Origin of the sequence: Rhabdothermincola sediminis, assembly GCF_014805525.1 — a bacterium.
Taxonomy (GTDB): Bacteria; Actinomycetota; Acidimicrobiia; order Acidimicrobiales; family Acidimicrobilacustridaceae; genus Rhabdothermincola; species Rhabdothermincola sediminis.
Genome location: NZ_JACFSZ010000017.1, coordinates 40,350 through 65,052, shown reverse-complemented (window position 1 = coordinate 65,052; position 24,703 = coordinate 40,350). Strand labels below are relative to the sequence as shown.

General features: G+C 71.0%; 19 protein-coding genes and 1 pseudogene. 9 read left to right on the top strand and 11 right to left on the bottom strand.

What is annotated here, in order from left to right; translation table 11 throughout:
* Nucleotides 1-165: 165 nt before the first annotated feature.
* The 4 genes and pseudogenes from HZF19_RS13485 to HZF19_RS13470 all read left to right on the top strand — a co-directional run.
* Nucleotides 166-891: pseudogene (locus tag HZF19_RS13485) on the top strand (amidohydrolase family protein); the annotation flags it as partial.
* Between the two features lie 239 nt (nt 892-1,130).
* Complete coding sequence (locus HZF19_RS17250; protein WP_208029314.1) at nt 1,131-2,276, top strand: site-2 protease family protein; 1,146 nt, start codon at nt 1,131-1,133, stop codon at nt 2,274-2,276.
* Between the two features lie 54 nt (nt 2,277-2,330).
* A complete protein-coding gene (locus tag HZF19_RS13475; RefSeq protein ID WP_208029313.1) occupies nt 2,331-3,500 on the top strand; it encodes a thiolase domain-containing protein in 1,170 nt (389 codons plus the stop codon).
* The gene (locus HZF19_RS13470; protein WP_208029312.1) at nt 3,497-3,904 is read left to right on the top strand and encodes a Zn-ribbon domain-containing OB-fold protein; all 408 of its coding nucleotides are present in this window, start codon (nt 3,497-3,499) and stop codon (nt 3,902-3,904) included. Before HZF19_RS13475 ends, HZF19_RS13470 begins: the two co-directional genes overlap by 4 nt.
* A 28-nt stretch (nt 3,905-3,932) precedes the next feature.
* Here the strand turns inward: HZF19_RS13470 and HZF19_RS13465 are convergent, their stop codons facing one another.
* Genes HZF19_RS13465 through HZF19_RS13455 form a run of 3 tightly spaced genes read right to left on the bottom strand, consistent with a single transcriptional unit; the run spans nt 3,933 to nt 8,286 of the window.
* On the bottom strand, nt 3,933-5,657 hold the full coding sequence (locus tag HZF19_RS13465; RefSeq protein WP_208029311.1) for a DUF885 domain-containing protein: 1,725 nt from the start codon (nt 5,655-5,657) through the stop codon (nt 3,933-3,935).
* 20 nt (nt 5,658-5,677) lie between these two features.
* Entirely contained in the window at nt 5,678-6,508 is an 831-nt protein-coding gene (locus HZF19_RS13460) for an alpha/beta fold hydrolase (protein WP_208029310.1), read from the bottom strand.
* Nucleotides 6,481-8,286, bottom strand: coding sequence for a diguanylate cyclase domain-containing protein (locus tag HZF19_RS13455; protein ID WP_208029309.1), 1,806 nt, complete (start codon nt 8,284-8,286; stop codon nt 6,481-6,483). Before HZF19_RS13455 ends, HZF19_RS13460 begins: the two co-directional genes overlap by 28 nt.
* 271 nt (nt 8,287-8,557) lie before the next feature.
* On the opposite strand from HZF19_RS13455, the gene HZF19_RS13450 reads away from it, so the two are divergent.
* The gene (locus HZF19_RS13450; protein WP_208029308.1) at nt 8,558-9,778 is read left to right on the top strand and encodes a cytochrome P450; all 1,221 of its coding nucleotides are present in this window, start codon (nt 8,558-8,560) and stop codon (nt 9,776-9,778) included.
* 17 nt (nt 9,779-9,795) lie between these two features.
* On the opposite strand, the gene HZF19_RS13445 is transcribed toward HZF19_RS13450, so the two are convergent.
* A complete protein-coding gene (locus HZF19_RS13445) occupies nt 9,796-12,093 on the bottom strand; it encodes an arylsulfatase (RefSeq protein WP_208029307.1) in 2,298 nt (765 codons plus the stop codon).
* Between the two features lie 57 nt (nt 12,094-12,150).
* Between HZF19_RS13445 and HZF19_RS13440 the strand changes: the two genes are divergently transcribed.
* Both HZF19_RS13440 and HZF19_RS13435 read left to right on the top strand, forming a co-directional pair.
* Complete coding sequence (locus HZF19_RS13440) at nt 12,151-13,167, top strand: pirin family protein (RefSeq protein WP_208029306.1); 1,017 nt, start codon at nt 12,151-12,153, stop codon at nt 13,165-13,167.
* Between the two features lie 74 nt (nt 13,168-13,241).
* Entirely contained in the window at nt 13,242-13,637 is a 396-nt protein-coding gene (locus HZF19_RS13435; protein WP_208029305.1) for an SRPBCC family protein, read from the top strand.
* Nucleotides 13,638-13,655: 18 nt separating this feature from the next.
* On the opposite strand, the gene HZF19_RS13430 is transcribed toward HZF19_RS13435, so the two are convergent.
* The 5 genes from HZF19_RS13430 to HZF19_RS13410 form a co-directional block, all read right to left on the bottom strand.
* A complete protein-coding gene (locus tag HZF19_RS13430) occupies nt 13,656-14,573 on the bottom strand; it encodes a ribonuclease Z (RefSeq protein ID WP_208029304.1) in 918 nt (305 codons plus the stop codon).
* A gap of 63 nt (nt 14,574-14,636) precedes the next feature.
* Nucleotides 14,637-15,401, bottom strand: a complete 765-nt coding sequence (locus HZF19_RS13425; RefSeq protein WP_208029303.1) for a hypothetical protein — start codon at nt 15,399-15,401, stop codon at nt 14,637-14,639.
* A 110-nt stretch (nt 15,402-15,511) separates the two neighbouring features.
* Nucleotides 15,512-17,629 (bottom strand): phosphoinositide-specific phospholipase C-related protein, encoded by a 2,118-nt coding sequence (locus tag HZF19_RS13420; RefSeq protein WP_208029302.1) that lies wholly within the window; start codon nt 17,627-17,629, stop codon nt 15,512-15,514.
* 469 nt (nt 17,630-18,098) lie between these two features.
* Nucleotides 18,099-19,439: a sensor histidine kinase gene (locus tag HZF19_RS13415; protein ID WP_208029301.1), complete on the bottom strand. Its 1,341-nt coding sequence runs from the start codon at nt 19,437-19,439 to the stop codon at nt 18,099-18,101.
* Nucleotides 19,436-20,116, bottom strand: a complete 681-nt coding sequence (locus HZF19_RS13410) for a response regulator transcription factor (RefSeq protein WP_307781224.1) — start codon at nt 20,114-20,116, stop codon at nt 19,436-19,438. The genes HZF19_RS13415 and HZF19_RS13410 overlap by 4 nt, the downstream gene beginning before the upstream one ends.
* Before the next feature lie 141 nt (nt 20,117-20,257).
* Between HZF19_RS13410 and HZF19_RS13405 the strand changes: the two genes are divergently transcribed.
* Nucleotides 20,258-20,938 carry a superantigen-like protein SSL4 gene (locus HZF19_RS13405; RefSeq protein WP_208029299.1) on the top strand — a complete coding sequence of 227 codons (681 nt, stop codon included), beginning with the start codon at nt 20,258-20,260 and terminating at the stop codon, nt 20,936-20,938.
* Nucleotides 20,939-21,037: 99 nt separating this feature from the next.
* Nucleotides 21,038-21,874, top strand: a complete 837-nt coding sequence (locus HZF19_RS13400) for a PAS domain-containing protein (protein WP_208029298.1) — start codon at nt 21,038-21,040, stop codon at nt 21,872-21,874.
* Nucleotides 21,875-21,887: 13 nt separating this feature from the next.
* Here HZF19_RS13400 and HZF19_RS13395 read toward each other — a convergent pair whose 3' ends face one another.
* Together HZF19_RS13395 and HZF19_RS13390 are read right to left on the bottom strand one after the other, a co-directional pair.
* Nucleotides 21,888-23,099, bottom strand: a complete 1,212-nt coding sequence (locus tag HZF19_RS13395) for a CaiB/BaiF CoA transferase family protein (protein WP_208029297.1) — start codon at nt 23,097-23,099, stop codon at nt 21,888-21,890.
* Between the two features lie 46 nt (nt 23,100-23,145).
* Nucleotides 23,146-24,666: a hypothetical protein gene (locus HZF19_RS13390; protein ID WP_208029296.1), complete on the bottom strand. Its 1,521-nt coding sequence runs from the start codon at nt 24,664-24,666 to the stop codon at nt 23,146-23,148.
* Between the last annotated feature and the right edge of the window lie 37 nt (nt 24,667-24,703).

The following is a 24,703-nucleotide window of genomic DNA, read 5'->3' as shown; positions in this document are numbered from 1 at the left end:
GGCCGTCGAGCTGTGCCATTCGGGAAAAGGTGCTTTCCCAACCGCTCGCGGGGATCAGCTCTGCGGGAGACTGGTCCTCAGGGGTGAGGCAGATGCCCTACAGCACCGGGCGGTGTTGCGGAAGAACTTCGCCGCCACGGGCTCGTTTGTGGCCGAGGATCGCCCCCGCACCCTGGACCTGCTCGGCTTCTCCAGCCAGCTGGTCTTCAACACGTTCCACAACCGCCGTCTGCGCTGCTCGTGGCCTCGGGCTGCCCACCCGGGCACGCGCCGAGCCACATCGGTCTGGATCCCGTGTGGGCGCAGGCGGAAGAAGCCGGACTCCCGATCGTGTTCCACGTGGGCGGCACTGGCGACCTGATCGACCGGCACTACTTCGACAACGGCCTGCCCGTCCCGCCGGACTTCCACGGCGGCGAGGAGAACTTCCGCTCCGTCGACTACATGGGCATCCCCGGCCCGCCGGCCCAGACGATCGCCACCATGATCTTCGACGGCGTCCTGGAGCGGTTCCCCGGCCTGCGGGTCGGCGTCATCGAGCAAGGGGCGATCTGGGTGCCGTCGTGGATGCGCCAGATGGAGTCCGCACTCGAGGCCTTCGCCCGCCACGAGGAGCGGCTGCGGCGGCTGTCGCTGCGACCGAGCGAGTACGTGAGGCGCCAGGTCCGGTTCACGCCCTATCCGACCGAGGACCTCGGGTGGATCATCGAGCAGGCGGGTCCCGAGGTGTGCCTGTTCTCCTCCGATTACCCGCACGTGGAGGGCGGCCGCCGACCGATCGAGCGCTTCGAGGCTTCGCTCGGGGACGCACCCGAGGAGGTGCGCCGCCGCTTCCACGCTGACAACTTCCTAGACCTCATGGGCTCGGCTGGATCAGCACTCGCTGGGTGACCCTCCGCTCGCGAGAGGGCGAGCGGCTCGTGCCGGTGGCCTCCAGAGCGGCCCTCGGCGTGGGGTCGACCTCGCGACCCGGCAGGCCGCCTGGCGCTGATGGACAATGGAGCAGTCCGGTGCCCGCATGTCGGGGACCGGACAAACCCGTCGAACGCTCTGCCCCTAGCGGGCAGGCGACCACCCTGCCGGGTAGGAGCGAGCGCCGTGGACCCACGATCACCGGGGAGGAGAGGACCGTGACCGAGAGTCTCAGCCTGGGGCGGATCTTCGGTGTGCGAGTCGGGATCAACTGGAGCGTGCTCGTCATCTTCGGGCTGATCACGCTCGGGTTGGCTGGTGGCAGCTTCCCCGAGCTCTACCCCGGCTACAGCGGTCTCGTGTACCTCGCGGCCGGCCTGGGCGCGGGGATCGTCTTCTTCCTGTCGCTGCTGGCACACGAGCTGTCGCACGCCATCGTCGCCCGGCGCAACGGCGTGGCGGTGGAGGGCATCACGCTCTGGCTCTTCGGGGGCGTGGCCAAGCTGGAGGGCGAACCGGGCGATCCCGGGGCGGAGCTGCGCATCGCCGGGGTCGGTCCCCTCGTCAGCGTCGTTGCCGCCGTGCTGTTCGGCGTGGTGGCCGCATTGCTGGCGCTCGCCGGCATCGCCGAGCTCACCATGGGCATCTTCGTCTGGCTGGCCGGCATCAACGTGATCCTGGCGGTGTTCAACCTGGCTCCGGCGGCACCACTCGATGGAGGGCGCATCCTGCGGGCGGTGCTCTGGCAGGTGTGGGGCGACCGCCGGCGTGCGGGCACCGCTGCCGCGCGCGCCGGCCAGGTGTTCGGATGGTTCCTCATCGGGCTGGGCATCTTCCTGTTCGTCGGTGGCGCGGGACTGGGTGGCATCTGGCTGGCGTTCATCGGCTGGTTCCTCACCACCGCCGCTCGGGTGGAAGAGGAGCAGGCCCAGGCCCGCGACCTGCTGGCAGGCGTTCGGGTGCGCGACGTGATGACTCCGGACCCGGTCACCGTGCCTGCCGGCATCACCGTCGCCGAGCTGCTCGACGACTACATCTTCCGCAGCCGGCACTCGACCTTCCCACTCGTGGACTCCTGGGGGGGGTTCGCAGGCCTGGTGACCCTCAGCCGGGTGAAGTTCGTCCCCCCCGACCAGCGCGGGTCGATCCGTGCCCACCAGATCGCCTGTCCTCCCGCCGAGGTCCCGGTCGCGCACCCCGACGAGCTGTTGCTCGAGCTCCTGCCGCGGATGGCCGGGTGCTCCGACGGGCGGGCGGTGGTGCTCGTGGGTGACCGGATCGTGGGCATCGTGTCGCCGGTGGACGTCGCCCGTCAGTTCGAGGTGGCAGGCCTGCGTTCCAGCCCTTCCGGCGAGCCGATCTGAGCGCTGGCGACCGCCGGATTGCGTGACGCACACCCGTTCTCGCAGACTGCGACGGTGCGGTCCGGGGGAGTGGCACACATCGCGGGGGTCTTCGAGCACCCGAGGCGTGAGATCCCGGATCGGACCCTCGCCGAGATCCACGCGGAGGTGGCCGCGGGTGCGCTCGCGGATGCCGGGCTGGGTTTCGAGGATGTCGACGGGTTCCTCTGCGACTCGATGGCGCCTGGCTGGAGCCCGCTGTCGATGGCCGAGTACTTGGGGCTCGACCACCTGTCGTACTTCGAATCGACCGAGTCAGGGGGTTCCTCGTACCTCCAGCACGTCGGCCACGCCGCCGCCGCGATCGCAGCAGGCACGTGCCGGGTGGCGTTGATCACCCTGGCGGGCACGCCTCGCAGCGACCGGGGGCGAGTCGCCGGGCGCGGCACGGAAGGTCCCGAGACCGGGTTCGAGTGGTTGTGGGGCTTCACCGGGCCGGTCTCCCAGTACGCCCTGGTGGCCCAGCGCCACATGTTCGAGTTCGGCACCACCAGCGAGCAGCTCGCGTGGGTGAAAGTCGCTGCGTCCCGGCATGCCAAGCACAACCCGCACGCCTTCCTTCCCCAGGAAGTGACGGTGGAGGAGGTCCTCGAGTCACGGCTGATCTGCGACCCGCTGCACCTGCTGGACTGCTGCGTGGTGACCGACGGCGGTGGGGCGGTGGTAGTGGTGAGCCCCGAGGTGGCCCGTGCCCTGCCTCGCCAGACGGTCGAGGTGCTCGGTCACGGTGAGACCGCCAAGCACACCCGCAACGGTCGTGCCGATCTGATCACGACCGGGGCGGTGCGCTCCGGACCACTCGCCTTCGCCGAGGCTGGTGTCACGCCCCGCGACATCGACTACGCGTCGATCTACGACAGCTTCACCATCACCGTGGTGGTGACCATCGAGGATCTCGGGTTCTGCGAGAAGGGCCGAGGAGGCGCCTTCGTGGCCGACGGCGCGCTCGAGGCACCGCACGGTCGGCTGCCGTTCAACACCGACGGCGGTGGCCTGTGCAACAACCATCCCGGGAACCGGGGTGGTATGACCAAGATCATCGAGGCGGTGCGCCAGCTCCGCGGCGAGGCTCACCCCGCGTTGCAGGTGCCGGACTGCGAGCTGGCGCTCGTCCACGGGACCGGTGGGTCGCTCGCCACCCGATCGGGTGCGGCGACGCTCATCCTCGGGAGGCCCGCCGCATGAGCGAGCTGCCCGCGCCCGAACCGGTGACCACTCTCGAGACGGAGCCGTTCTGGCGTGCGACCGCCGAGGGGCGGCTGGTCCTGCCGCGCTGCGACAGCTGTGGCACGGTGATCTGGTACCCGCGCCGCTTCTGCCCCGAGTGCCACCGCTCGTCCATCTCGTGGTTCGAAGCCAGCGGCCAGGGCACCGTCTACAGCTTCACCGTGGTCCGGCAGGCCCCGGAGCCCTGGCGGAAGGTGGTGCCGTACGTGATCGCGCAGGTGGAGCTCGATGAAGGGCCCCGGGTGCTCACGAACATCGTCGGCTGCGACCCCGGTGACGTGACCATCGGCCAGCCGGTGGAGGTGGTGTTCGACCGGTCGGCCTCGGGCCATGGCATCCCCCGCTTCCGGCCTCGGCCCTGAGCGGGGTGGGACGTGAGGTGGCGGCACCTCACGGTCGGGTCTCGGCCCCGAAGCGGACGAGCTCGTCGTGGAGCAGGTCGAGGCCGATCGGCCCCAGGTCGAGCGCGAACCGGTGGAAGGACTTGAGGTCGAAGCCGGCCCCGAGCTGGCGGCGCACCTCATCCCTGGCTCTGAGCCACACCCGCTCTCCCACCTTGTAGCTGATGGCCTGAGCGGGCCAACCGAGGTACCGCACGATCTCGCTGGCCATGAAGTCGAGCGGGAAGCGGGATCGCTCGTTCACGAAGAGCTGCCCCAGCTCCGGGGTCCACTGCTCTCCCGGATGGAAGTCCTGACCCCTCGGGATCGCCAGCTCTAGGTGCATGCCGATGTCGACGATCACCCGGACGGCTCGCATGGCCTGGGCTCGCAGGTACCCGAGCCGGTACTCCGGCCGATCGAGGTACCCGAGCTCCTCCATCAGGCGTTCGGCGTACAGCGCCCAGCCCTCGGCGTGCCCCGACACCCCCGAGGTGCGCTGGAAGCGATTGAGCCGGTCACGCAGGTACCGCACCTGCCCGATCTGGAGGTGATGGCCGGGCACGCCTTCGTGGTAGGCGATCGACACCTCGCCCCAGAGCGGGAACCGGGTCTTGCCGAGCGTGGGGTACCAGGTGCGGCCCGGGCGGCTGAAGTCCTCCGAGGGCCCCGTGTAGTACATCGCCGCGGCCCCGCCGGGGGGTGCGATCATGGCCTCGACCCGCCTGACGGGACCGGGGATGTCGAAGTGCACCCCGTCGAGCTCGTCGATCGTGCGGTCCATGAGGTCCTGCAGCCAGGCGCGGAGCGCGTCCTCGCCCTCGATGGCCAGGTCGCTGCGGGTCTCGAGCCACTCGATCGTCTCGGCGATGGTGGACCCGGCGCCGATCACCCGGCAGACCTCGACCATCTCGGCTTCGAGGCGGGCCAGCTCGTCCCAGCCCCACTCGTAGGTCTCGAGCAGGTCGATGTCGGCGCCGAGCGACCCGCGGGCGAACAGCGCGTAGCGGTCGGCACCCACCGCGTCGCGCTCCGAAGCCTGCGGGGCGTAGGTGTCTCGCAGCCAGCCGGCCATCTCCCCGAAGGCCATCGCCGCCTCGAGCGCTGCCTGGTCGAGCTCGGTGCGCAGCTCCGCCGGCAGCCCGAGGTCGGGATCGACCGAGGCGAGCAGGCCTTCGAAGAAGGATGGTCGGTCGCCGGTGCCGGCCCAGGCCTGAGCTTGCTTCGCGGCTTCGAGGGCCTGCCGCCGGGCCGCGGTGAGATCCCGGGTGAGACCCTCCGCCAGGCTCGCCCGGAGGCTGGCGAGCGCGGCTGGCACGGCTTCCATCCGCCGGGCGATCAGCTCCCAGTCGGTGATCGAGGCTCGGCCCATCAGATCGAAGACCTGTCGGATGGACTGCAGCGGGCTGGCGATGTTGCGCAGCGCCCGTAGGTGCTCGCTCGCGTCGGCGAATGCCAGGGAGGTGCCGAGCCGCTCCGTCATGAACGCCGCCGCGATGCGGTCGCGCCCGCCGGCGGGTTCGATCGCCGCCAACCGGGTGAGGGTGTCGCGGTCGAGTGCCACCCGCTCCTCCACCCCGTCGGGGGAGTAGTCGGTCAGCCGGTCGTCGTAGCCGGGCACGCCGATGGCGGTGGCCTTGATGGGGTCCAGCTCGCAGGAGCGCTCGACGTAGGCGTCCGCAAGGTCCCAGATCGGCGACGCCGGGACCGCCTGGTCTCCCCGGAGCTCGCTCATCGCGCTCCTCTCGTCACGGCTCAGGTCCCGGCCAGGATTGCTCGGGCGACCGCGGCGGGGGTCTCGATCATCGGCAGGTGGCCGACACCTTCCAACCGGACCAACGTGGCATCCGGGCGGGCCGCGACCAGCCGCTCGGCCATCGCGTACACCGCGATCGGGTCCTGGTCGCCCCACAGGACGGTGAGGGGTGACGGGTGCTCCTCGATGGCACCGGTGAACCGCCCCTCGTTCGCTCGGCGCTCCTCGATGTAGCGGATCAGGCGGGGGAGGAGTTGGTCCCCACCTTCGCGGCGGGTGAGCCACCACTGGGCGTCCAGCTCCTCGTCGCTGGCCGGGTGCTCGGCCGAGAACACCCGGGTGAGGCCCGCTCGGAACCCGGTGCCTTCGGGGTCGAAGGGGCTGGCCAGCCGCTCGTCCGGCAGGGCGAGCAGGAACAACTGACCGTCGGACAGGTTCGCCATCTCGATGTAGATGCTCCCGTTGGTGATGACCCGGCGCAGGATCTCGAACGGCAGGGTGCCCTCCAGCGAGCGGGCGAGCAGCTCACCGCCCACCGTGTCCCCCATGTCGTTGGTGACCAGGCTGATGCCCTCGAGGCCACGAGACTCGACGAACGCCTGGGCCACGTCTGCCTGCAGGGCCATCGTGTAGGCGAGATCCGGCTTGGAGGACAGCCCGTACCCCACGAAGTCGAGCAGCAGCACCCGCCGGTGGCGGTTGATCGCTGGAAGGACGTGGCGCCAGTCGAACGACGAGGTGGGAAAGCCGTGCAGCACCAGCAGCGGGGGCCCGCTCTCGATCTCGGTGGGAGCGGCGTCGATCACGAACACCTCGTGACCGGCGAGCACCTCCCGCCGTCCGCGCGCTTCCCAGCTCCGTACGCTCTCCGGTTCGGTTCCTGCGGCTTCCACACCTGCATCCTTGCCGATCGGCGGCGCCGGTGTGGCTTCAGTGAGGGTCGGACAGCAGCCCGGGGTGCGCCAGCGTCCGCCGAGGGTGCGCCGATGTGGAGACCCTCCGCGAGGTCGCAGCCCATCTCACGCAACCGTCGGAACTGCGACGCGTCCTCCACGGCGGTCGCTCGCGCCAGCAAGGCCCGGTCGTGGGCCGAGCGGACGAGCTCCGCCACCAGCTGGGGCCGGCCGTCGAGGGCCCGGATCCAGCCGGGAGCGAACCGCAGCTCCGAGAAGAGCTCACCGGATAGAGCCCGGGCTTCGGGCCGGATGCCGTGGGGGAGGTTGAGCACCACCCGAGCACCTGCCTCTCGCAGTGCCCCCAGCGTGCCCTGCACGTCGAGCGCCCGGTGCCCGAGCAGCTGCCCGGGTACGACGATCGCCAGCCTCCCGGCATCGAGGCCAGCGTGGTCGACCACTTCGGTGACGAAGCGGTCGACGCCCGGCTTGCTCAAGAACCCGGCGGACACGTGCACGTAGAGCGTGGAGGCGAGACCGCTGGCCGCCAGGTCACGGGCAGCCTGGCGCAGCATCGCCAGGTCCAGCGAGAACGCCACGGCGGAGCCCTCGATCACCCCGATGAAGTCGGGAGCCGCGAGGGGCTCGCCTCGGGCGCGCACCCAGCGGGCGAGCGCCTGGAAACCAGCCAGCGCGCCGGTCGTCGTGCGCACCACCGGCTGGTAGTAGGGCACGATCGCCATCTGGGTCACCGCGACCGCGACGTCGTGCGAGGTGACCGCCCGGAGATCGACGAGGTGCTCGGCACTGGTGCCGAGCGCGATCGAGCGGCGCTCGCCCTTCTCGTGGTACATCGCGGCGTCCGCCTCGCTCAGCAACCGGTCTCCGTCGTCGTCACCCGAGCCGACCGCGACGCCGACGCTGACCGAGACGTTGACCCGGTGCTCGCCGACCCGCATCTCCTCGGCCTCCAGGCACGCATGGATCCTGGTGGCGAGCGCTCGAGCTTCGTCCTCATCATTCACACCGTCGAGGAGCACCACGAACTCGTCGCCCCCCACCCGGGCGACCGTGTCGATGGCCCGTACCGAGTCGCGGAGCCGTCGAGCCACTTCCTCCAGCACCTGGTCCCCCGCCCGGTGCCCGTAACGGTCGTTGACGGCTTTGAGCTCGTCGACGTCGACGAACATCACTCCCACCTGGCTTCCGGTGCGCCGGGCTCGTGCCTGCGCGACGTGGAGGCGGTCCATGAGCAGTGCCCGGGTGGGGAGCCCGGTGAGGTCGTCATGGGCGGCCTTGCGGCTCAGCTCCTCGCGGACGTGGCGCCATTCGGTCACATCCCGGGCCGAGACGACGAGCCAGGTGATCTCACCCCCGGGACCGGTGCCACCGACGATCGTCACCCACATCTCCAGGGGGACCTCGCTCCGTCGCCGTACCGGCAGGTACCCGTTCCACGCCTCACCGCGCAGCAGCCTCGGCCGGATCTGCTCGTAGTAGAGCTCGAACACGGTGCCGGGGAAGAGGTCTGCGGTGGTCACGCGACGGGCCGCAGGATCGAGGCCGAGGCGCTCCCGCGCCGTGCGGTTCAGGTAGACGACCTCGCCCCGCTCGTTGGCCACCCCGACCAGGTCGGTGGTTCGCTCCAGGTACGCGACGAGGTGCCGGGCCACCTCGGGCGTCGGGTAGCGAGCCCCGGAGGATGCGGCGCTCATCGCCGGCTTCCTACCCCAGATCCGGGGTGATGCGACCGCCGATCATGGCAGTCGCGCTGAGCGATGTGCTCCCCAGCGGAGCGGGTGTCCGGATGGATCACCCGGACCCGGAGAGGCTGCGGACACCCTCGAGGAGGAAGGATCGGGGCCGGGTCCCGAGGACCTGCTGCACTCGATCGATCCTCGGTCTCGGTGTTCGTCTCGGCATTCCTCAGCGGTGTGGCCGCCCGCCGTGACGCGGGAGTGACCACCGATCGCTACGGTGTCGCCGGTGCACGCCGATGACCCGACGCCGGCGACGCTGGACGTGGACGCGTACCTCGCGGACCCCGAGGACGAGCTGCGGCGGCTCGCCGAGTCGTACTGGTACGCGAAGGGGGCCGACGCGCACGGCCAACCGGTGCCGTTCGTGCTGAGCATGGACGGGGTGCGCGAGGTACTGCGCGACCGGCGCCTGTCAGCCCGGTCGTTCGTGGAGGACATGGTGGCCGGTGGCGTCTCGCCGGAGACCGCCGCCCAGTTCACCCCACTGTTCGGCCGCGACGGCGAGGAGCACCGCCGGTTCCGGGCCTTGTTGTCCGCCGCGTTCACCCCACGGCAGGTGGAGCGTCTCCGCCCGGTCGCCGCAGCGACCGCCGACCGTCTCGCCGGCGATATCGCCGAGAAAGGAGGCGAGTGCGAGTTCGTGGGGTCCTTCGCCGCACCCCTGCCACCGGAGGTGTTCGCGGTGCTGTTCGGTCTACCCGTCGAGGACGCCGGCCGGCTGGCCCGATGGGCGACCGTCATCGCCCGGGCGTTCATGCCCCCCCTGGCGCCCGAGGACCTCGCGGCGGTGGAGGAGACCGCGGCGGCGATGCGCGACTACGCCCGGGCGCTCATCGAGCAGCGCCGGCGCGCGCCGGCCGACGATCTCGTCACCCACCTGCTGGAGGTGGACCTCGACGGTGACCGGCTCGGCGACACCGACGTCATCGCGGTGATCACCGGCTTCGTGTTCGCCGGATCGGAGACCACCAAGCAGCAGCTCGTGGAGCTGATCCTTGCGTTCGCCGAGTACCCGCAGCTGTGGGAGCGCGTGGGGCGCGACCAGGCGCTCATCCCGGCGGCGGTCGAGGAGGTGCTGCGCCACCGGCCGATCGTGCCGGGTCTCTCCAGGCTGGTGATCGAGCCGGCGAGCCACCGCGAGCTGGAGCTGGCGCCCGGCGACCGGCTCATGGTCTCCTTCGTCACCGCCAACCACGACCCCGCCCAGTTCACCGAGCCGTGGCGCTTTGACATCTGCCGGTCCAACGCCTCGGATCACGTCACCTTCGGTTGGGGCGCCCACTTCTGCCTCGGTGCCGGCCTGGCCCGGGTCGAGCTCCAGGAGGCGCTGCGTGCCCTGGTCGAGCGGTTCGGTCCACCCCGGGTCGAACCGGAGTTGCTGGCATCGCCAGCGGTGCGCGGCTGGTCCACTGAGCTCCCGGTGGTCTTCGAGCTGCGGGCGCGCTGAGCCTCCGAGCTCTCAGTTCACTGGGACGAGAGGATGGCGGCCAGCTCGGCCCGCAGGTCCCGGTAGGGGTCGCCTCCCACGTCGATCACCGCCCGGTGGATGGTGCCGGTGAACCGGAACGGAGCTTCGTAGTCCAGCGAGACCGCAGGGCCGACCTCGTAGCCGCAGGTGAGCCCCGAGCCGGCGATCGAGAACCGGGCCGGGGTGGTGAACGGCAGCTCGCCCTCACCGGCGAGCCGGTCGTCGACGTAGAGCCGGCCGATGCCCGCGAACTCGGCGGTCTTGGTGTACTCGAACCCCAGTCGGTGCCGGCCGGGCGGGAGAGGGGGATGCTCGCCGAGCACCCGGTGGCGTTGTGCGCCGGCCACGTTGTGCTCGTAGCGCAGCACGCCGCCGAGCAGGTAGAGCGTCCACCCTCCGAGCACCGACCCCTGGGCCAGCAGCACCCCGCTGGGGTCACGCCCGGGCTCTACGGTCACCTCCACCGCCATCACGTGGTTGCGGTTGCGGACCTGCACCGACACCGCTTCGGGCACCGGCGCGGTGTGCGGGAAGTAGACGTAGCGCTGCCGCTCCCGGATACGGCTGGGCCTGGGTGCCTCCAGGGCGGCCAGCGGCCGGTTGTCGAGCGGCAGCACCTGGTGGGCCTCGGCCTCGGCCCACCATCGCTCCACCAGATCCGCCAGCTGGTCGGGCTCCGTCTCGGCCAGGTCGTGCACCTCCGCCGGGTCGACCGCCACGTGGTACAGCTCCCAGCGGTCGTCGTCGAAGGGCGCGTCGGGGTCCAGCCCGTCGTCGTAGAGGCCCCCCAGCGGCTTGAACGTCACTGCCTTCCAACCGTCGTGGTAGATGGCCCGGCTGCCGAGCATCTCGTAGTACTGCGTGGTCCGCGTCGGTGGGGCCTGGCCGTCCCGCAGCACCGGCAGGAAACTCCGGCCTTCGATCGGCGACTGTGGGACCCCACCGAGAGCCTCCGGAGCGTCAACGCCGATCGCGTCGAGGATGGTGGGGAGCACGTCGATGGCGTGCGCGTACTGGTGGCGCACCGCCGACGGCTCGGCGTCGAGGCCCCCGGGCCAGCACACGATGCACGGATCGGCGATGCCGCCCTCGTGGACCTCCCGCTTCCAGCGGCGGAAAGGCGTGTTGCCGGCCATGGTCCAGCCCCACGGATAGTTGTTGTGCGTGCTGGCGGTTCCGATCTCCTCCAGCCGGGCCCGCAGCTCTTTGCGGCCCGCCGGGATGCCGTTCCAGGTGCGGGCATCGTTGATCGAACCGTTCCGGCCTCCCTCGGAGGACGCGCCGTTGTCGGACACGACGATCACCATCGTGTTCTCGAGCTCACCGAGCCCCTGCTCGATGAACTGGATCACCCGACCGATCTGCGCGTCGGCGTGGCTGAGGAAGCCGGCGAAGCACTCCATGAACCGCGCGGCGACCCGCTGGTCCTCGGGGTCGAGCTCGTCCCAGGCGGGCACCCACGGCGGGCGCGGGGAGAGCTCGGTGCCGGGCGGCATCACCCCGAGCTCGAGCTGCCGGGCGAAGGTGGTCTCCCGCCAGCGGTCCCAGCCGCCGTCGAAGTGGCCGGCGTAGCGCTCGATCCACTCCGGAGGGGCATGGTGGGGTGAGTGGCAGGCGCCGAAGGCGAGGTAGGCGAAGAACGGGGAGTCGGCGTCCACCGCCCGCAGCTCCGCCAGGTACGAGATCGTGCGGTCGGCGAGGTCCTCGCTCAGGTGATAGCCGTCCCCGGGCCCGGCCGGTGGCGGCACCCAGTGATTGTCCTCGAAGAGGGTGGGCACGAATTGGTGGGTCTCGCCTCCGTGGAAGCCGTACCAACGCTGGAAGCCTCGACCGACCGGCCAGCTACTGCGGTCGGCCGCCATGTGGGTCTGGTCCTCGGGGGTGAGGTGCCACTTGCCGACGGCGATCGGCAGGTACCCGTTGGCGGCGAGGATCTCGGAGGCGAAGCCATGCTCGCGACCGATCATCCCGTTGTGGCCCGGGAATCCGATGGCGAGATCCGCGATGCGGCCCATGCCCACCGTGTGGTGGTTGCGTCCGGTCAGCAGGCAGGCCCGGGTCGGTGAGCAGAGCGAGGTGGTGTGGAAGTTGGCCAGCCGCACGCCCTCGGCGGCGAGGCGATCCATGACCGGGGTGGCGATGTCCGAGCCGTAGCAGCCGAGCTGGGCGAAGCCCACGTCGTCGAGCACCACCAGCAGTACGTTCGGCGCGCCCGCTGGCGCTCGGACCTCTGGTGCCCACCAGGGCGTGGACTCCCGCCAGCTCGGACCGATCACACCTTCGAAGCTCGTCATGGCCGGAGTCTCGCGGATACCGGCCGTTCACGCGGCTCCCCCCGTAGCCTGGCGGGGATGGCTGGCGTGCTGCGCGACGCGTTTTCCCTCGGTTTCCAGTGGCCGACCTTCGACCCGTTCCTGTTCTGCGTCCATCACCTCGACGAGTACCCCGCGGGGAACGAGCAGATGGGCCCCGCAGCGTCGCTGCACGGTCGTGAGCTCGGTATGGACTTCGCGGGCATCGACGGCTGGCGGATGTACCACGGCACCGTCGTCCCGGGATTCCCCGGCCATCCGCACCGGGGCTTCGAGACCGTCACCTACGTCCGCCGTGGCGTGATCGACCACGCCGACTCGCTCGGGGCTGCGGCCCGGTTCGGCCGCGGTGACGTGCAGTGGATCACCGCCGGCTCCGGGCTGGTGCACGCCGAGATGTTCCCCCTGCTGGACCGCGAGGGGCCCAACACCCTCGAGTTGTTCCAGATCTGGCTGAACCTGCCCGCCGCGGACAAGATGGCCGAGCCGTACTTCGCGATGCTGTGGGATCAAGACATCCCCCGCCACGTGGTGGAGGAAGCCGGGCGCCGGGCGGCGATCACCGTGATCGCCGGCGCGTTGCACGGCCTGCAGCCCCCGCCGCCTCCCCCTCGCTCATGGGCCGCCAGGCCCGAGGGCGACGTGGCCATCTGGCACGTACGCCTCGAACCCGGCGCTCGTATCGACCTGCCCCCGGCAGCGTCCGCTGGCACGATCCGCACCCTGTACCTGTTCGACGGGGGTCCGCTCGTGGTGGCGGGGGAGGCGGTCGAGCCTGCCACCGGTGCGGTCGTCCAGCCCGACGTCTCCGTCGAGCTCGCCGCGCCCAGCGGGGCGGAGGTGCTCGTGCTGCAGGGCCGACCGATCCGGGAACCGGTGGCGCAGTACGGGCCGTTCGTGATGAACGACCGGGCCGGGGTGCAGCAGGCGCTGGAGGACTACCGGCGCACGGGCTTCGGCGGGTGGCCGTGGCCCACCGACGATCCGGTGCACGGCCGGGACGAGACCCGCTTCGCCCGGTACCCCGACGGTCGGGTGGAGCGGGCCCCTGTCTGAGCGCCCACGATCGCGGGCCCGTCACCAGGCGATCTACAGTGCCGCCGGCCCGCATCCGGCGAGAGGACTTCGACATGGCTTCCATCCGCTATCACGCCCGCATCGACCGCTCACCTGACGAGGTCTGGGCCCTGGTGTCCGACGCCGGCGGCCTCGAAGCGTGGTTCCCGGGCGTCGACGCCTGCACGTTCGACGGTGAGGTGCGCACCGTGTCGACGATGGGCATCGAGATCGAGGAGCGGGTCGTCCTGTCCGACCCCGACCTGCGCCGCTTCCAGTACACGATCGTCGGGGGGCCGATGGTGCCCGAGCACCACCTGGCCACCGTCGACGTGCTCGAGGACGGCGACGGGTCGCTGCTGGTCTACGCCTGCGACGTCCGTCCCGACGACGTGGTGGCCCTGCTCGCCCCGGTCTACGAGAGCGCGACCCGCGCCGTGAAGGACCACCTCGAAGGCACGTCCGGCTGACGGCCCGGCACCACAGGCTCAGCCCTCGGGCGCCCGAGCGATGTCGATGATCGTGAGGTCCTCCGCCACCACGACATCCGGGAAGACCTCGGCTGCTTCCCGCAGGTGGCCCTCCGCGCTCGGGTATCGCGAGGAGAGGTGGGTGAGCACGAGCTGACCGACCCCTGCCTCGCGGGCGATCGTGGCGGCCTCTCGGGCCGTGAGGTGCCCGTACCCGACCGCCAGGTCCACCTCCGACTCGAGGAAGGTCGCCTCGCACAGCAGCAGGTCGGCGCGCTCCGCCAGCGCCACCGCGTTGTCGCAGGCCCGGGTGTCCATGACCACCGCCACGGCCATGCCGCGGCGGATCTCGCTCACGTCCTCCACGTTGATCCGGCGCCCACCGTGCTCGACCCATCCCCGCCGTTCCAGCTCACCGACGGCCGGACCGGCGAGGCCCAGCGCCTCCAGTTCGGATCGCAGGAAGTGCCTGCTCGCCGGCTCTTCGAGTCGCCACCCGAGCGTGTCGACCCGATGGTCGAGGGGCAGGGCGGTGATGCGCAGTGGCGGTCCCTCCTCGACCAGGCCGCCGGTCACGGGCACGGGATCGAGGCGCACGGCCTGGCGGCGGCCGATGCTCGCGTCGCAGAGTCGCTCCACGTAGGGTGCGCCGCTGGCGGGGAAGTGGATCGGGATCTCATCCGCGCTCGCATCGAGGGCCAGTCTCTGCAGGATCCCGGGCAGCCCGAGGCAGTGGTCGCCGTGCAGGTGTGTGAGGCAGATCCGGTTGATGCGGCCGGCGGACACGCCGGCGAAGGTGAGCTGGCGCTGGGTTCCCTCACCGGGGTCGAAGAGGATGGCCTCGCGGTCCCACCGCAGGAGGTACCCGTTGTGGTTGCGCGATCGGGTCGGCACCTGGCTGGCGGTCCCGAGCACGACCAGGTCACGTCCGCTCATCCGTGTGAGTCTGGCCGACCGTGCGTCGCAGGGGTGTTCGGTGGACCCGACTGCGCCGGGTGATCAGACGGGATGGCCGATCTCGGACCACGCCTGCGCTAGCGACGCGGACGGGATCACCGGATCGGCGGCTTCCCCCACTTCGAGGTGCAGGCCGACCAGGTGCGCGGTCGCCACCTCGATGGTGCCGGTGAGTGCCTCCACCCGGGCCATGAGCGCACGGACCTGCTCGTGTGGTTCGCTGGTCTCCGGGTCGGGCGCGATGACGGAGCCGACCGCGCACAGGCGCGCCGCGTCACTCACGCAGGTCCCCACCGCCTTGCGTATCGACCGGGCGCGCTCGGCCAGCGGCCCGTCGGGCAGCAGGTTGGCGACCGCGGCGAATCGCGCCGCTGCCTCGTCGACCAGGGATTCCAACTCGGCCCAGGTGCTGGCCGAGGTCGGAGGGGCAGGGGCAGGCGCGCCGTTGAGCCGCGCCGCCACCGCGAGACCCCAGCGGCCGTTCTCGTCGCGCAGGGCTTCGAGCGAGTAGGTGCCCTGGTAGCGGAAGGGGCGGGGGCGATGGCGCCGGGGCCGGCCAGCGGCGTGGAACACCACCGCGCGCCAGCTGGCGGCGAGCTGCTCGGCGGTGCGCCGGTCGGTGCATCGCCGCTGCAGGGCAGCCAGCGGTGTCACGGTCGAGCCGCAGAGGGCCCGCACGAAGCGCTCACCGTCGAGGTCGGCCCGGTCCTGGGGGCTCATCGCCAGGTCGAGTAGGCACCCGTCCACCCCACGGGGCCCGCCGACGAGGCGGATGACCGTGCTCTGGCTCGTCGTGGCTGCATCCATGGGGACCTCCTTCACGGGCGGGGGAGACGACCGCTACCCACCTTCGACCGTCGAGAGCCCGGGAGCAAGCCCCTTGTCAGGGCTGGAGCGCCGCGGCGGTGGCGGCAGGCTCAGCTGTCTGAGTCGACCCTGTTGAGCTCGTCGACGACCCGGAGCAGGTCTCCCTGGTCGTAGAAGTTCACCCCGACGATGTTCGGGAACAGGTTGCGCTCTGCCCGGCACTGCTGGACCCGGGCCATCAGCACGTCGTAGGAGTTGACCTCCCGTGCCTGCTCGACCGATGGCGGTTTGGTGTTGGTGATCCAGTGGTTGATCTGGAACAGCGGTGCGTTCGCCGGGCCCCGGTTGGGCGCGCAGCTGAACTGGCTCGGGTCGGCGAACGTGTAGGGGGTGTCCTGCCAGAGGCCGTAGCCCTGGACGTTCCATGGTGGGGGCGGGCCGGAGTTCTCCTCGAAGAGGAGGATGTTCTGCTTGGACTCGATCAGCTGCCGGAGCGTCGGCAGCGGCTGGTCGGGGTCGTACTGCCAGAGCCGGTCGAGCAGTCCCGCCTGCTGGAAGGACGCCTGTGTGTCCTCGGTGGTGATGTAGTCGCCGGCGAAGAGGATGATCACCTCGTGGGGGTTGCGAGCGAGGAATCGCTTGATCGAGGCCAGCACGTCACTGAACTTCGTGGCCCCCAGCTCGCAGTAGACGTGGCAGAGGTACACCTGCTTGCCCACGTTCGGCACCTGGGCGTTGGCCGCGATCTCACGGGCCTTCGCGGCCGCTGCGGGTGAGATCTCCTCCTCCGAGGCTCGGGGCCGGGCCGCGGTCTCGGCCGCCTTGTCCGTGACCACGATCTCCGCGCCGCCCACCTTGACCCCGGTCGGCACCCCGTAGTGGGTCTTGATCAGGAACGCTCGGATCCCGTACTCGAGTTGTTGGGGGATCCCGAACAGGTTCTCGGCGAACAACCAACCGGGATCGGACGCGGCCGACATGGCGTTGTGGGCGCCGGCGAAGGCGACCTGGTCGATACGTCGATCACACAGCTCGGTCGACCCGTTGCATCGCAGCTCCGTGGACGCCCGCGCTTGGGCCCGTGCCCGCTCGGACGACACGTAGAGCCCCGCCCCCAGCACGCCGATGACGATGGCCGTCGCCCCGACGAGGACCGTGCCCTGCCGGAGCAGCTTGCGTTGCCCGGCGGTGGGCGCGAAGCGGGCCCGGGCGTCGGCGCGGCTGCGCGCGCCGGTGATCTGGAGCACGCGGAACAGCCCTCGGTACACGAGGTAGGCGCCGGTGAGGCTCAACAGCATCGGCACCAGCGCGTCACGCAGCCCGACCACCAGGAGGCCCGCGACGATGATGGCCAGGCCTTTCGCAACCTCGAGGCCGGGGCTGGCCTGTTGTTGGGCGGAGACCCGGGCCCAAGCCCACCGGGCCAGCTCCACGGGATCGACCGGCTGGCCCTGGGGCGCCACCGCAGCGGCGAGGGCGATGGCCACGGCACCGAAGCCTGCGAGCCAGAAGCCGAAGGTGTGGAGATCGCCCATGAATGCCGCCGAGCCGTCCTCGACCGCCTGGGACAGGTCCGGGTTGCGGAAGGCGTCGCCGGCCGCGATCGGCACGAGCGTGGTGATGCCCACGACCACGATGCCCGCACCGACCACCGCGAACCCCGCCTTCACGAACCCGCGAGCCCGGTGCGGGTCGAGCGCGACCGTGCCTGCCAGCGCGCCGATCGCGATCAGCAGGAGCGCCGCGGTGTCCCGAGGGAGAGCCGGTTCGAGCTGCCACAGCCCGAGAGCTCTGAGCTGGTCGGAAACGTCGACGATGATCGACTGGGTGCTCTGCGGGAGGCGTTCGGCCACCTCGGGGTTGATGATCTCGAGCGTCGAGGTGACCACCTCGAGCGAGTTGCTCAAGTTGAGGAAGAAGTCCTGCCCGCCCTCGGTGAACACGATGCGATGGGCCTCGCGCAGGGCGTCGAACAGGATCTCGCGGAAGCCGTCCGTCGCGGTGACCTCTTCGATCACGGTCACGAGCACGGAGCGGAACTCGACGAGCACCGACGATGCCTCGATCAGCTCGTCGGTGATCTCCTCCGCCAGGGCGTGGCGGACCGTTCTCGACTCGAGCATGGCGGTCGTGCGGCGAGCGAATTCGTCGCCATTGAAGATGGCGTCGTCGACCCAGGCCACGACCACCGCCGCGACGAGAGCGAACGTCGCGAAGAGCGCGAACACAGTCGACCCGTGCTGCCGCCACCGGATCCGCCGATGATCCGTCCCGACCCTCCTCGCTGGTGCCAGGCCCCCGTTCATCCACTCCCCTCAAGCTCCGGGACAGGCACGCTACCTGGCCACACGGGGGCATGGCGGGCAACCCGGCATGGTGGGCGGCGACGGACGAGCGAAGGGAGCCGTTCGGACGAGGCTCACGGGACCTTCGGCCCTAGGGGGTGACGAGAGCGTGCCGTGAAATGCAGAGGCAGGATCCGTCTCGTGTCAGCGCACGGGATTCTCGTCGGGGTGCCGGCCCATCCCCTTCCCCTTCTTTCGGCCGGCGCCCCGGCGCTCGTCGGCGGGGCTGGTACAGGGGCCTCGGGTGCCCGCACGGAGCAGTGATCGGTGGGTCGCCCCTTCAGGCCGTTCCGTAGGCGGCCGTCACCTCCCAGGTACGTGGACCGTGCTCACCACTGGCCCGTGCTCCTGCTCAGAATCGGATCGTGAACACCGCGCCCGGGCCCGGAACGGTGTCGTCGACGCTGATGGTGCCGTCGTGGGCCTCGATCACCTGCCGCACGATCGCCAGGCCCAGGCCGGAACCAGGCATCGCCCTCGCGGCGTCGGTGCGATAGAACCGCTCGAAGATCCGCTCCCGCTCGGCAGGGGGGATGCCAGGGCCGTGGTCGCGAACCGACAGGGAGCCCTGCGTGACCACGATCTCGATGGGCGTGCCTCGCGGGTTCCACTTGCAGGCATTGTCGACCAGGTTCTGCACCGCTCGCTCCAGCATGGTGGGGCGCCCCCAGGCCAGCCAGCCCGGCCCGCTCACGGTCACCACCTGGCCGGTTCGCTTGCTGGCCCGCTCGGCCACCCGCTGGGCGAGGGCTCCCATGTCCACTTCGACCTCCTGCTCGACCTGGCGGGTGTCGGTGGCGAGCTGCACGAGCTCGGCGGTGAGCTCGGTGAGCTCTTCCACCTCGGTCCGGATGTCGGAGACGATCTCGGCTCGGGTGGCGTCGTCGAGGTCGCTGCGCCTGAGCAGGTCGACGTTCGTGCGGATGCTGGTGAGCGGGGTTCGCAGCTCGTGGCTGGCATCGACTACCAACCGTTGCTGCTGCTCGCGGGAGAGCTTCAACGCGGCCAACATGTGCGAGATGCTCGCGGTCAGCTGACCGATCTCGTCGTCGTGGGTGGCAGCCAGCGGAACGTCGAACTCGAGCGTGTCGGCCACGTGCTCGGCCGCGCGGGTCAACTGCTCGACCGGCCGCGCGGAGCGGCGCGCCACCCACCAACCGACCGCCGCGGCGAGGACCGTCCCGGAGATCGACACCGCCACCAGCGCCAGCGCGAACCGTGAGAGGGTGGCTTCCACCTCGTGGAGCGGGCGGGCGATCTGCACCGCGACCTGCCTGCCGGTGGATGCCGTCACCATCCGGTAGCGCTCGCCGTCGATCGAGACGGTACGCAGCCGGGTGGTGCCGTCCGGGCGGGTGGCGATGGCCTCGTCGGCCGCGTCCACCGGGAGCTCGTCGGTCTGCGTTGGTGGCGTGGTGATGGTCCCGTCGGCGCGCACCACCTGGAAGAGCACGTCGGTGGGCAGGGGCTGCCCTCGGCGCGCACGGAGGGCCAGACCGGGGCGCCGGGCCTCGCTGGCCCCGGCCAGCTCCGGCAGGGCAAGCGGCTCGTCGGTCGCACGCCGGAGGAGGTCACTGTCGATCTGCGCCACCATCTGCCGGCGCACGGTGAGGTAGCCCACGACGGAGCAGGCGATGACCGCGGCCACGAACGACAGGCCGGCGAGCAGGGCGATGCGCCGACGGAAGGTCATTCGTCGCCCGCTCTCAGGACGTAGCCCACGCCTCGCACGGTGTGGATCAGTCGCGGATCCCCGTACTGCTCGGTCTTGCGTCGTAGGTACCCGATGTACACGTCGAGCGAGTTGGAACTGGTCTCGAAGGCGTATCCCCAGATCCGCTCGAAGATGAGGTCGCGAGTCAGGACTTGGCCCGCGTGCTCGGCCAGCAGCGACAGCAGCTCGAACTCGGTCTTGGTGAGGACCAGCTCCCGCTCGCCGCGCATCACCCGCCGGGACCGCCGATCGATGCGCAGGTCGCCCGCCTCGATCACCCCGTCGTTCGTCGGTGAGGCGCGGCGGATGAGGGCTCGCAGGCGAGCCAGGAGCTCGTCGAGCGCGAACGGCTTCACCAGGTAGTCGTCCGCGCCGGCATCGAGACCCGCGACCCGATCGGCGGTCTCGTGGCGCGCTGTGAGCATGAGGATCGGTGTGCGGTTGCCCCGTTCCCGCAGGCGGCGGCAGACGTCGAGGCCGCTCAGGTACGGCATCATCATGTCGAGGACGACAGCGTCCCATTGGGCGCCTTCGATGCCTTCGAGGCCGGCCAGCCCGTCGCTCGCCTCCTCGACGTCGTAGCCGTCCAGGTCGAGGGCGCGTCGCAGCGCTTGCCGGAGGTGTGGATCGTCTTCGACCACCAGGATCCGAGGCATGCCCATGTGACTGTATTGAGCGTCCTGGCGGCTCTCCCGGGTTCTTAGGAGCTTCTTAGTTGACGTTCAAGGAGATCTGAGGTCAGCTCGCCACGATGGGCTTCGAAGCGTGAGAGCCACGCTTCGGACAAGGAGGTATCGATGAACAGCACGGTCCGAAGCCTGCTGGTCAGTACCGCACTGGTCGGCGGCCTCGCGGTGACCGGTGCCGTCGCGTTCGCCCAGGACGGCACGACATCGAGCACATCGACGGAGGTCCCGACCACGGAGGCCCCCTCGACCACGGCCCCGTCGGTGGAGACCCCCTCGACGGAGAGCCCGTCCACGGAGGTCCCCGCTCCGGACGCCGCTCCCGACGGCACCGCTCCGGAGGGTTGCGCGCGGGGCCATCGGGGTGAGCACCGGGACCGGTTCGATCAGGCCTTGGCGAACCAGCTCGGCATCTCGGTCGATCAGCTCCGGTCCGCACGGGACGCAGCCCACGAGGCGGTCGTGGCGGAGATGGGTGAACCGGAGCGCCCCGAGGCTCGGCCCCCCACCCAGGAGGAGCGTGACGCGCTCCGCCAGCAGTTCGAGCAGCGCAAGGCGCTGTTCGACCAGAAGCTCGCCGAGCAGCTCGGTATCTCGGTCGACGACCTGAAAGCCGCCCGGCAGGCGGTGGCCGAAGCCGGGATCGCCGAGAAGGTGGCGAGTGGCGAGATCACCCAGGAGCAGGCTGATCGGATGCTCGAGGCTCTGCGCAATGGTGACCCTCCACCGTTCGGGCTCGGTGGTCACGGGCCTGGCGGCTTCGGTCGGGGGCTCGGCCGGGGCCCACGCTGACCTCCAGCTCGCTCGCTCTGTGCATCGTGGTCGTGGATCGTGGGTCTCCGGGCCCGGGATCCACGACCACGAGCGCGTGGGGTGACCTACGCTCCAGGGGTGACCGAGGCGCCAGCCCCCCGAGGCGACCCGGAGCTCGTGCAGCGGCTGATCGACACGCTCCCGGCCGCGGCGTTCGTGATCGACGCCGGGGGGACCGTGCGCTTCGTCAGCGAGCCGGCGGCGGCGCTCGTCGAGCGGGACCGCTCGGAGCTCGTCGGTGAGTCCGTGCTCTCGTTCGTGGACGAGGGCACCGCGTGGGCCTATGCAGCGGCTGTGGCGATGGCGGGCGACTTCGGCCACGTCGTCCTCGGTCCGCTGCGGGTCTCGTTCGTCACGGCCGGAGGCCAGTCCCGGGCGGCCGACCTGTGGGCGATCAACCAGCTCGACGATCCCGTGGTCCGGGGCATCGTGTGCCTCCTGACCCCGGAGACCGCGGCAATGGGGTTGAGCGAAGCGATCACCGCGCTGGTGGGCGACGCCCCGTTCGCCACGGTCGCGGCCCGGGTGGTGCGGGCCATGCAAGGTCACCCGACGGTGGCCCGGGCTGCGCTGCTCGCGGCCGGGCCGTCGGGCATGCGCCTGGTCGCGGGCACCGACGACGACCTGCCCGACATGAGCGGGGAGGGTCCCTGGGAGCAGGCGGTGCGCACGGGTATGCGTCAGCTCGCCGCCGACCTCGGTGAGGTGCCTGCAGCGGTGTCCGAGGCGGCCCGCGCTGCGGGCTGCGCCACCGTGTGGGTGGAGCCCGTCTCGAGCGGGGAGCTGCCGGCTCGTGGAGCACTGGTGCTGTGGCGGACGTCCACTGGCCGGCCCACCCCGAACGAGCTCCATGCCATGCACCAGGCGGCTGCCGTGCTCGCGCTGGCCTGGGAGCGCCACGACCGGGTGGCGTGAAGGCTTGCCGGTCTCAGGCGACCACCCCGCGGGCGCGCAGGTCCTCGAGGCGGTCGGCACTCACCCCGATCCCGGCGAGGACCTCGTCGGTGTGCTGGCCGATCTCCGGCGCGGCCCAGCGTCCCTCGATCGGCTGCCCGTCGAACTGCGCCGGGCTGGCCACCAGTCGGGTGGTGCCCCGAACAGGGTGCTCCACCTCCACGAGGTACCCGTTGGCCCGGACCTGGACATCATCGACGTACTCCGACGGCGGTTGCACCGGAGCCCACACGATGTCCTCGGCGTCGAGGTGCTCGGCCCACTCCGCCCGTGGCCGGGTGGCGATGATCGACCGGAGCAGGTCGTGCAGCTCCTCGTTGGCGGCGGCGCGCTTCTCCGGTGTGTCGAACCGCGGGTCGCTGAGCAGGTCGACCTCCAGTGCCCGGCACACCGCGGGCCAGTACGCCTCGGGGTTCATCATGGTGAAGACCAGCCGCTTGCCGTCCTGGCACTCGTACCAGGTCATGAGTGGGCCGGCGCCGCGCCCGTCCGGCCCGCTGCGGGGCAACTCGAAGCCGTTGGTCAGGAAGTTGGCGATGTCCGGGCCGATCATCCAGGCGCCCGAGGCCAGCAGGGACACCTCCACGTCGACCCCTTCACCGGTTCGTTCCTTGCGGACCAGCGCGGCTGCGACGGCCCCGGCGAGGAAGTTGCCCGCCGTGGTGTCGATGAATCCGGCTCGCTGGCCGGTGAGCGGGCCGCCCTCCGGGGTGAGCCGATCACCCACCCCGGCCCGGGCCCAGGCCGACACGTAGTCGTAGCTGGGACGCTCGGCGTCAGGGCCCTTGCTGCCCTGCCCGGTGGCCAGCGCGTACACCAGGCTCGGGTTGACGGCTCGCAGATCCGCGGGCTCGAGGCGGAACTTGCGCCGAAGCGGCGGCAGGTAGTTGGTCAGGAACACGTCGCTGGAACGCACCAGGTCGTCGAGCAGCGCCCGCCCCTCCGCGGTCGCCAGGTCGATGCCGACGGAGCGCTTGTTGCGGTTCCACTGCTCGTGGAGGAAGTTGACCATCGCCCCCTCGGCGAAGCTCACCGCGCCGAAGATCCCCCGCAGGGGGTCGCCTCGCCTCGGATCCTCCACCTTGACCACGTCCGCGCCCCAGTCGGCGAGCACCGTCCCCGCCGAGGGGGCGAAGCCCCAGTTGTCGACCTCCACCACCCGGATGCCCTCGAGCACGCGCGTCATCGGTTCCCCCCTGGTCTCGTCAACCGCTGCGACGGCGGTCGCGAGCCTACGGTGTGGTCTCGGAGCGCGTGTGATCGCCGTCCTCGCCGGCGATCATGGAGAGCTGGCCGGGCGCGTCGAGCCGGGCCACCACACCGCAGCACTCGCGGTCCGCGAGCCGAGCCGCGACGTCGCGGTCGCTCGACACCACGACCGAGCGGGCCCCACCGGCTTCGACCACGGCCACGGCCCGGCCTGGCTCGCCCCGGTCGTGGATCACGGTGCAGGCGAGGATCACCCCGTCGCCGGTCAGGTCCGGATCGAGTGGCAGGACCTCGGTGGCCGCCGCCGCTTCGGCGGTGACGTCCCGGGCCTGGAAGGGACCCCGGGGTGCCTCGGACGACCACAGACCGATGCCCGGCTTGGTGAGCATGCCACTCACCGAGGTGACCGCTCCCCGAGATCGGGGATCGGCGCGCAACCGCTGTGCCATCGCCACCATCGCCTGCAATACGTAGTTGTTGAGCGGGCCGCCGGCGAAGGTCATTCCGCCGGTCACCGTCAGGCCACGGGGGTCGTCCAGGCTGAGCCCCAGCTCGGCCGCCTGGACCTGCACCGCGGCGGGGAAGCAGCTGTACAGGTCGAGGTGCGCCACGTCGTCGATATCGCAGCCTGCGGCCTCGAAGGCGGCGCGGGCGCAGGCCCGGAAGGCCGGCCACCGCCCGATCGAACGCCGGCACGGCAGCGGCACCATGAGATTCGACTCAGCGGCCACCAGCGGGAACACCCACCGGTCGCGCTCGATGCCCAGCGCGCCAGCCACCTCCACCGAGCACAGCAGGAGCGCGGCCGCCTGGTCGACGTTCCACTGCGAGCAGAGCAGCTTCGTGTAGGGCGTGGCCACCATGCGGTTGGTCGCGGTGGGCGTCACGATGGCCTCCGGGGGGAGGGCGTCGTGGCTCCAGGCGAGGGGGTTGCGCGCGGCCACCGCCGCGAACCGGGACCACAACGCACCGAGCGCGGCCCGGTGCTGGGCGGGCGAGCGATGGGCGGCGGCTCGCAGCGCGCTCTCGACCAGCGCGTACTGGTGCGCCGGCACGGCCAGTTCCCGCTCGATCTCGGTGGCGGTGAGGATGTCCCCGTCCGGCAGGAGCAACTCGTCCGGTTCCGTCCCAGGTGGCTGGCTGGTTTCGGGTGCCTCGGCGCCGGTGATCGCGGCCCGCAGCGAGCGGTGCTTGGCCTCGCCCCCGCAGATCGCCACCACCCGTACCCGTCCTGCGGCGATGTCGGACGCAGCCCGGGTGATGAGCGTCTGCTGGAGCACCCCCACCTCGGCCAGGACGGTCCGAGCGGATGCCCCTGCTCGTTCTGCCAGGAGCCGCCCCGGGTCGGGGTAGCTCCAGGTCCCGTTGGGTACCGCGATCACGTCGATCCGATCCAGCAGCGCTCGGGAGCCGGCGTCGTCGGCCGCGGCGAGGAGTGCCTGCTCCATCAGCACGATCGCTTCCGCAGCAGCGGACGGGTCATCAACGCGTTGGGTGAGCGCGGCCGCGCCCACCAGCACCGGTGTGCGGGGATCGAGTGCCATGCCGGCGGCATCCTCCTTCGCTCGTCGGCCCCCCGCT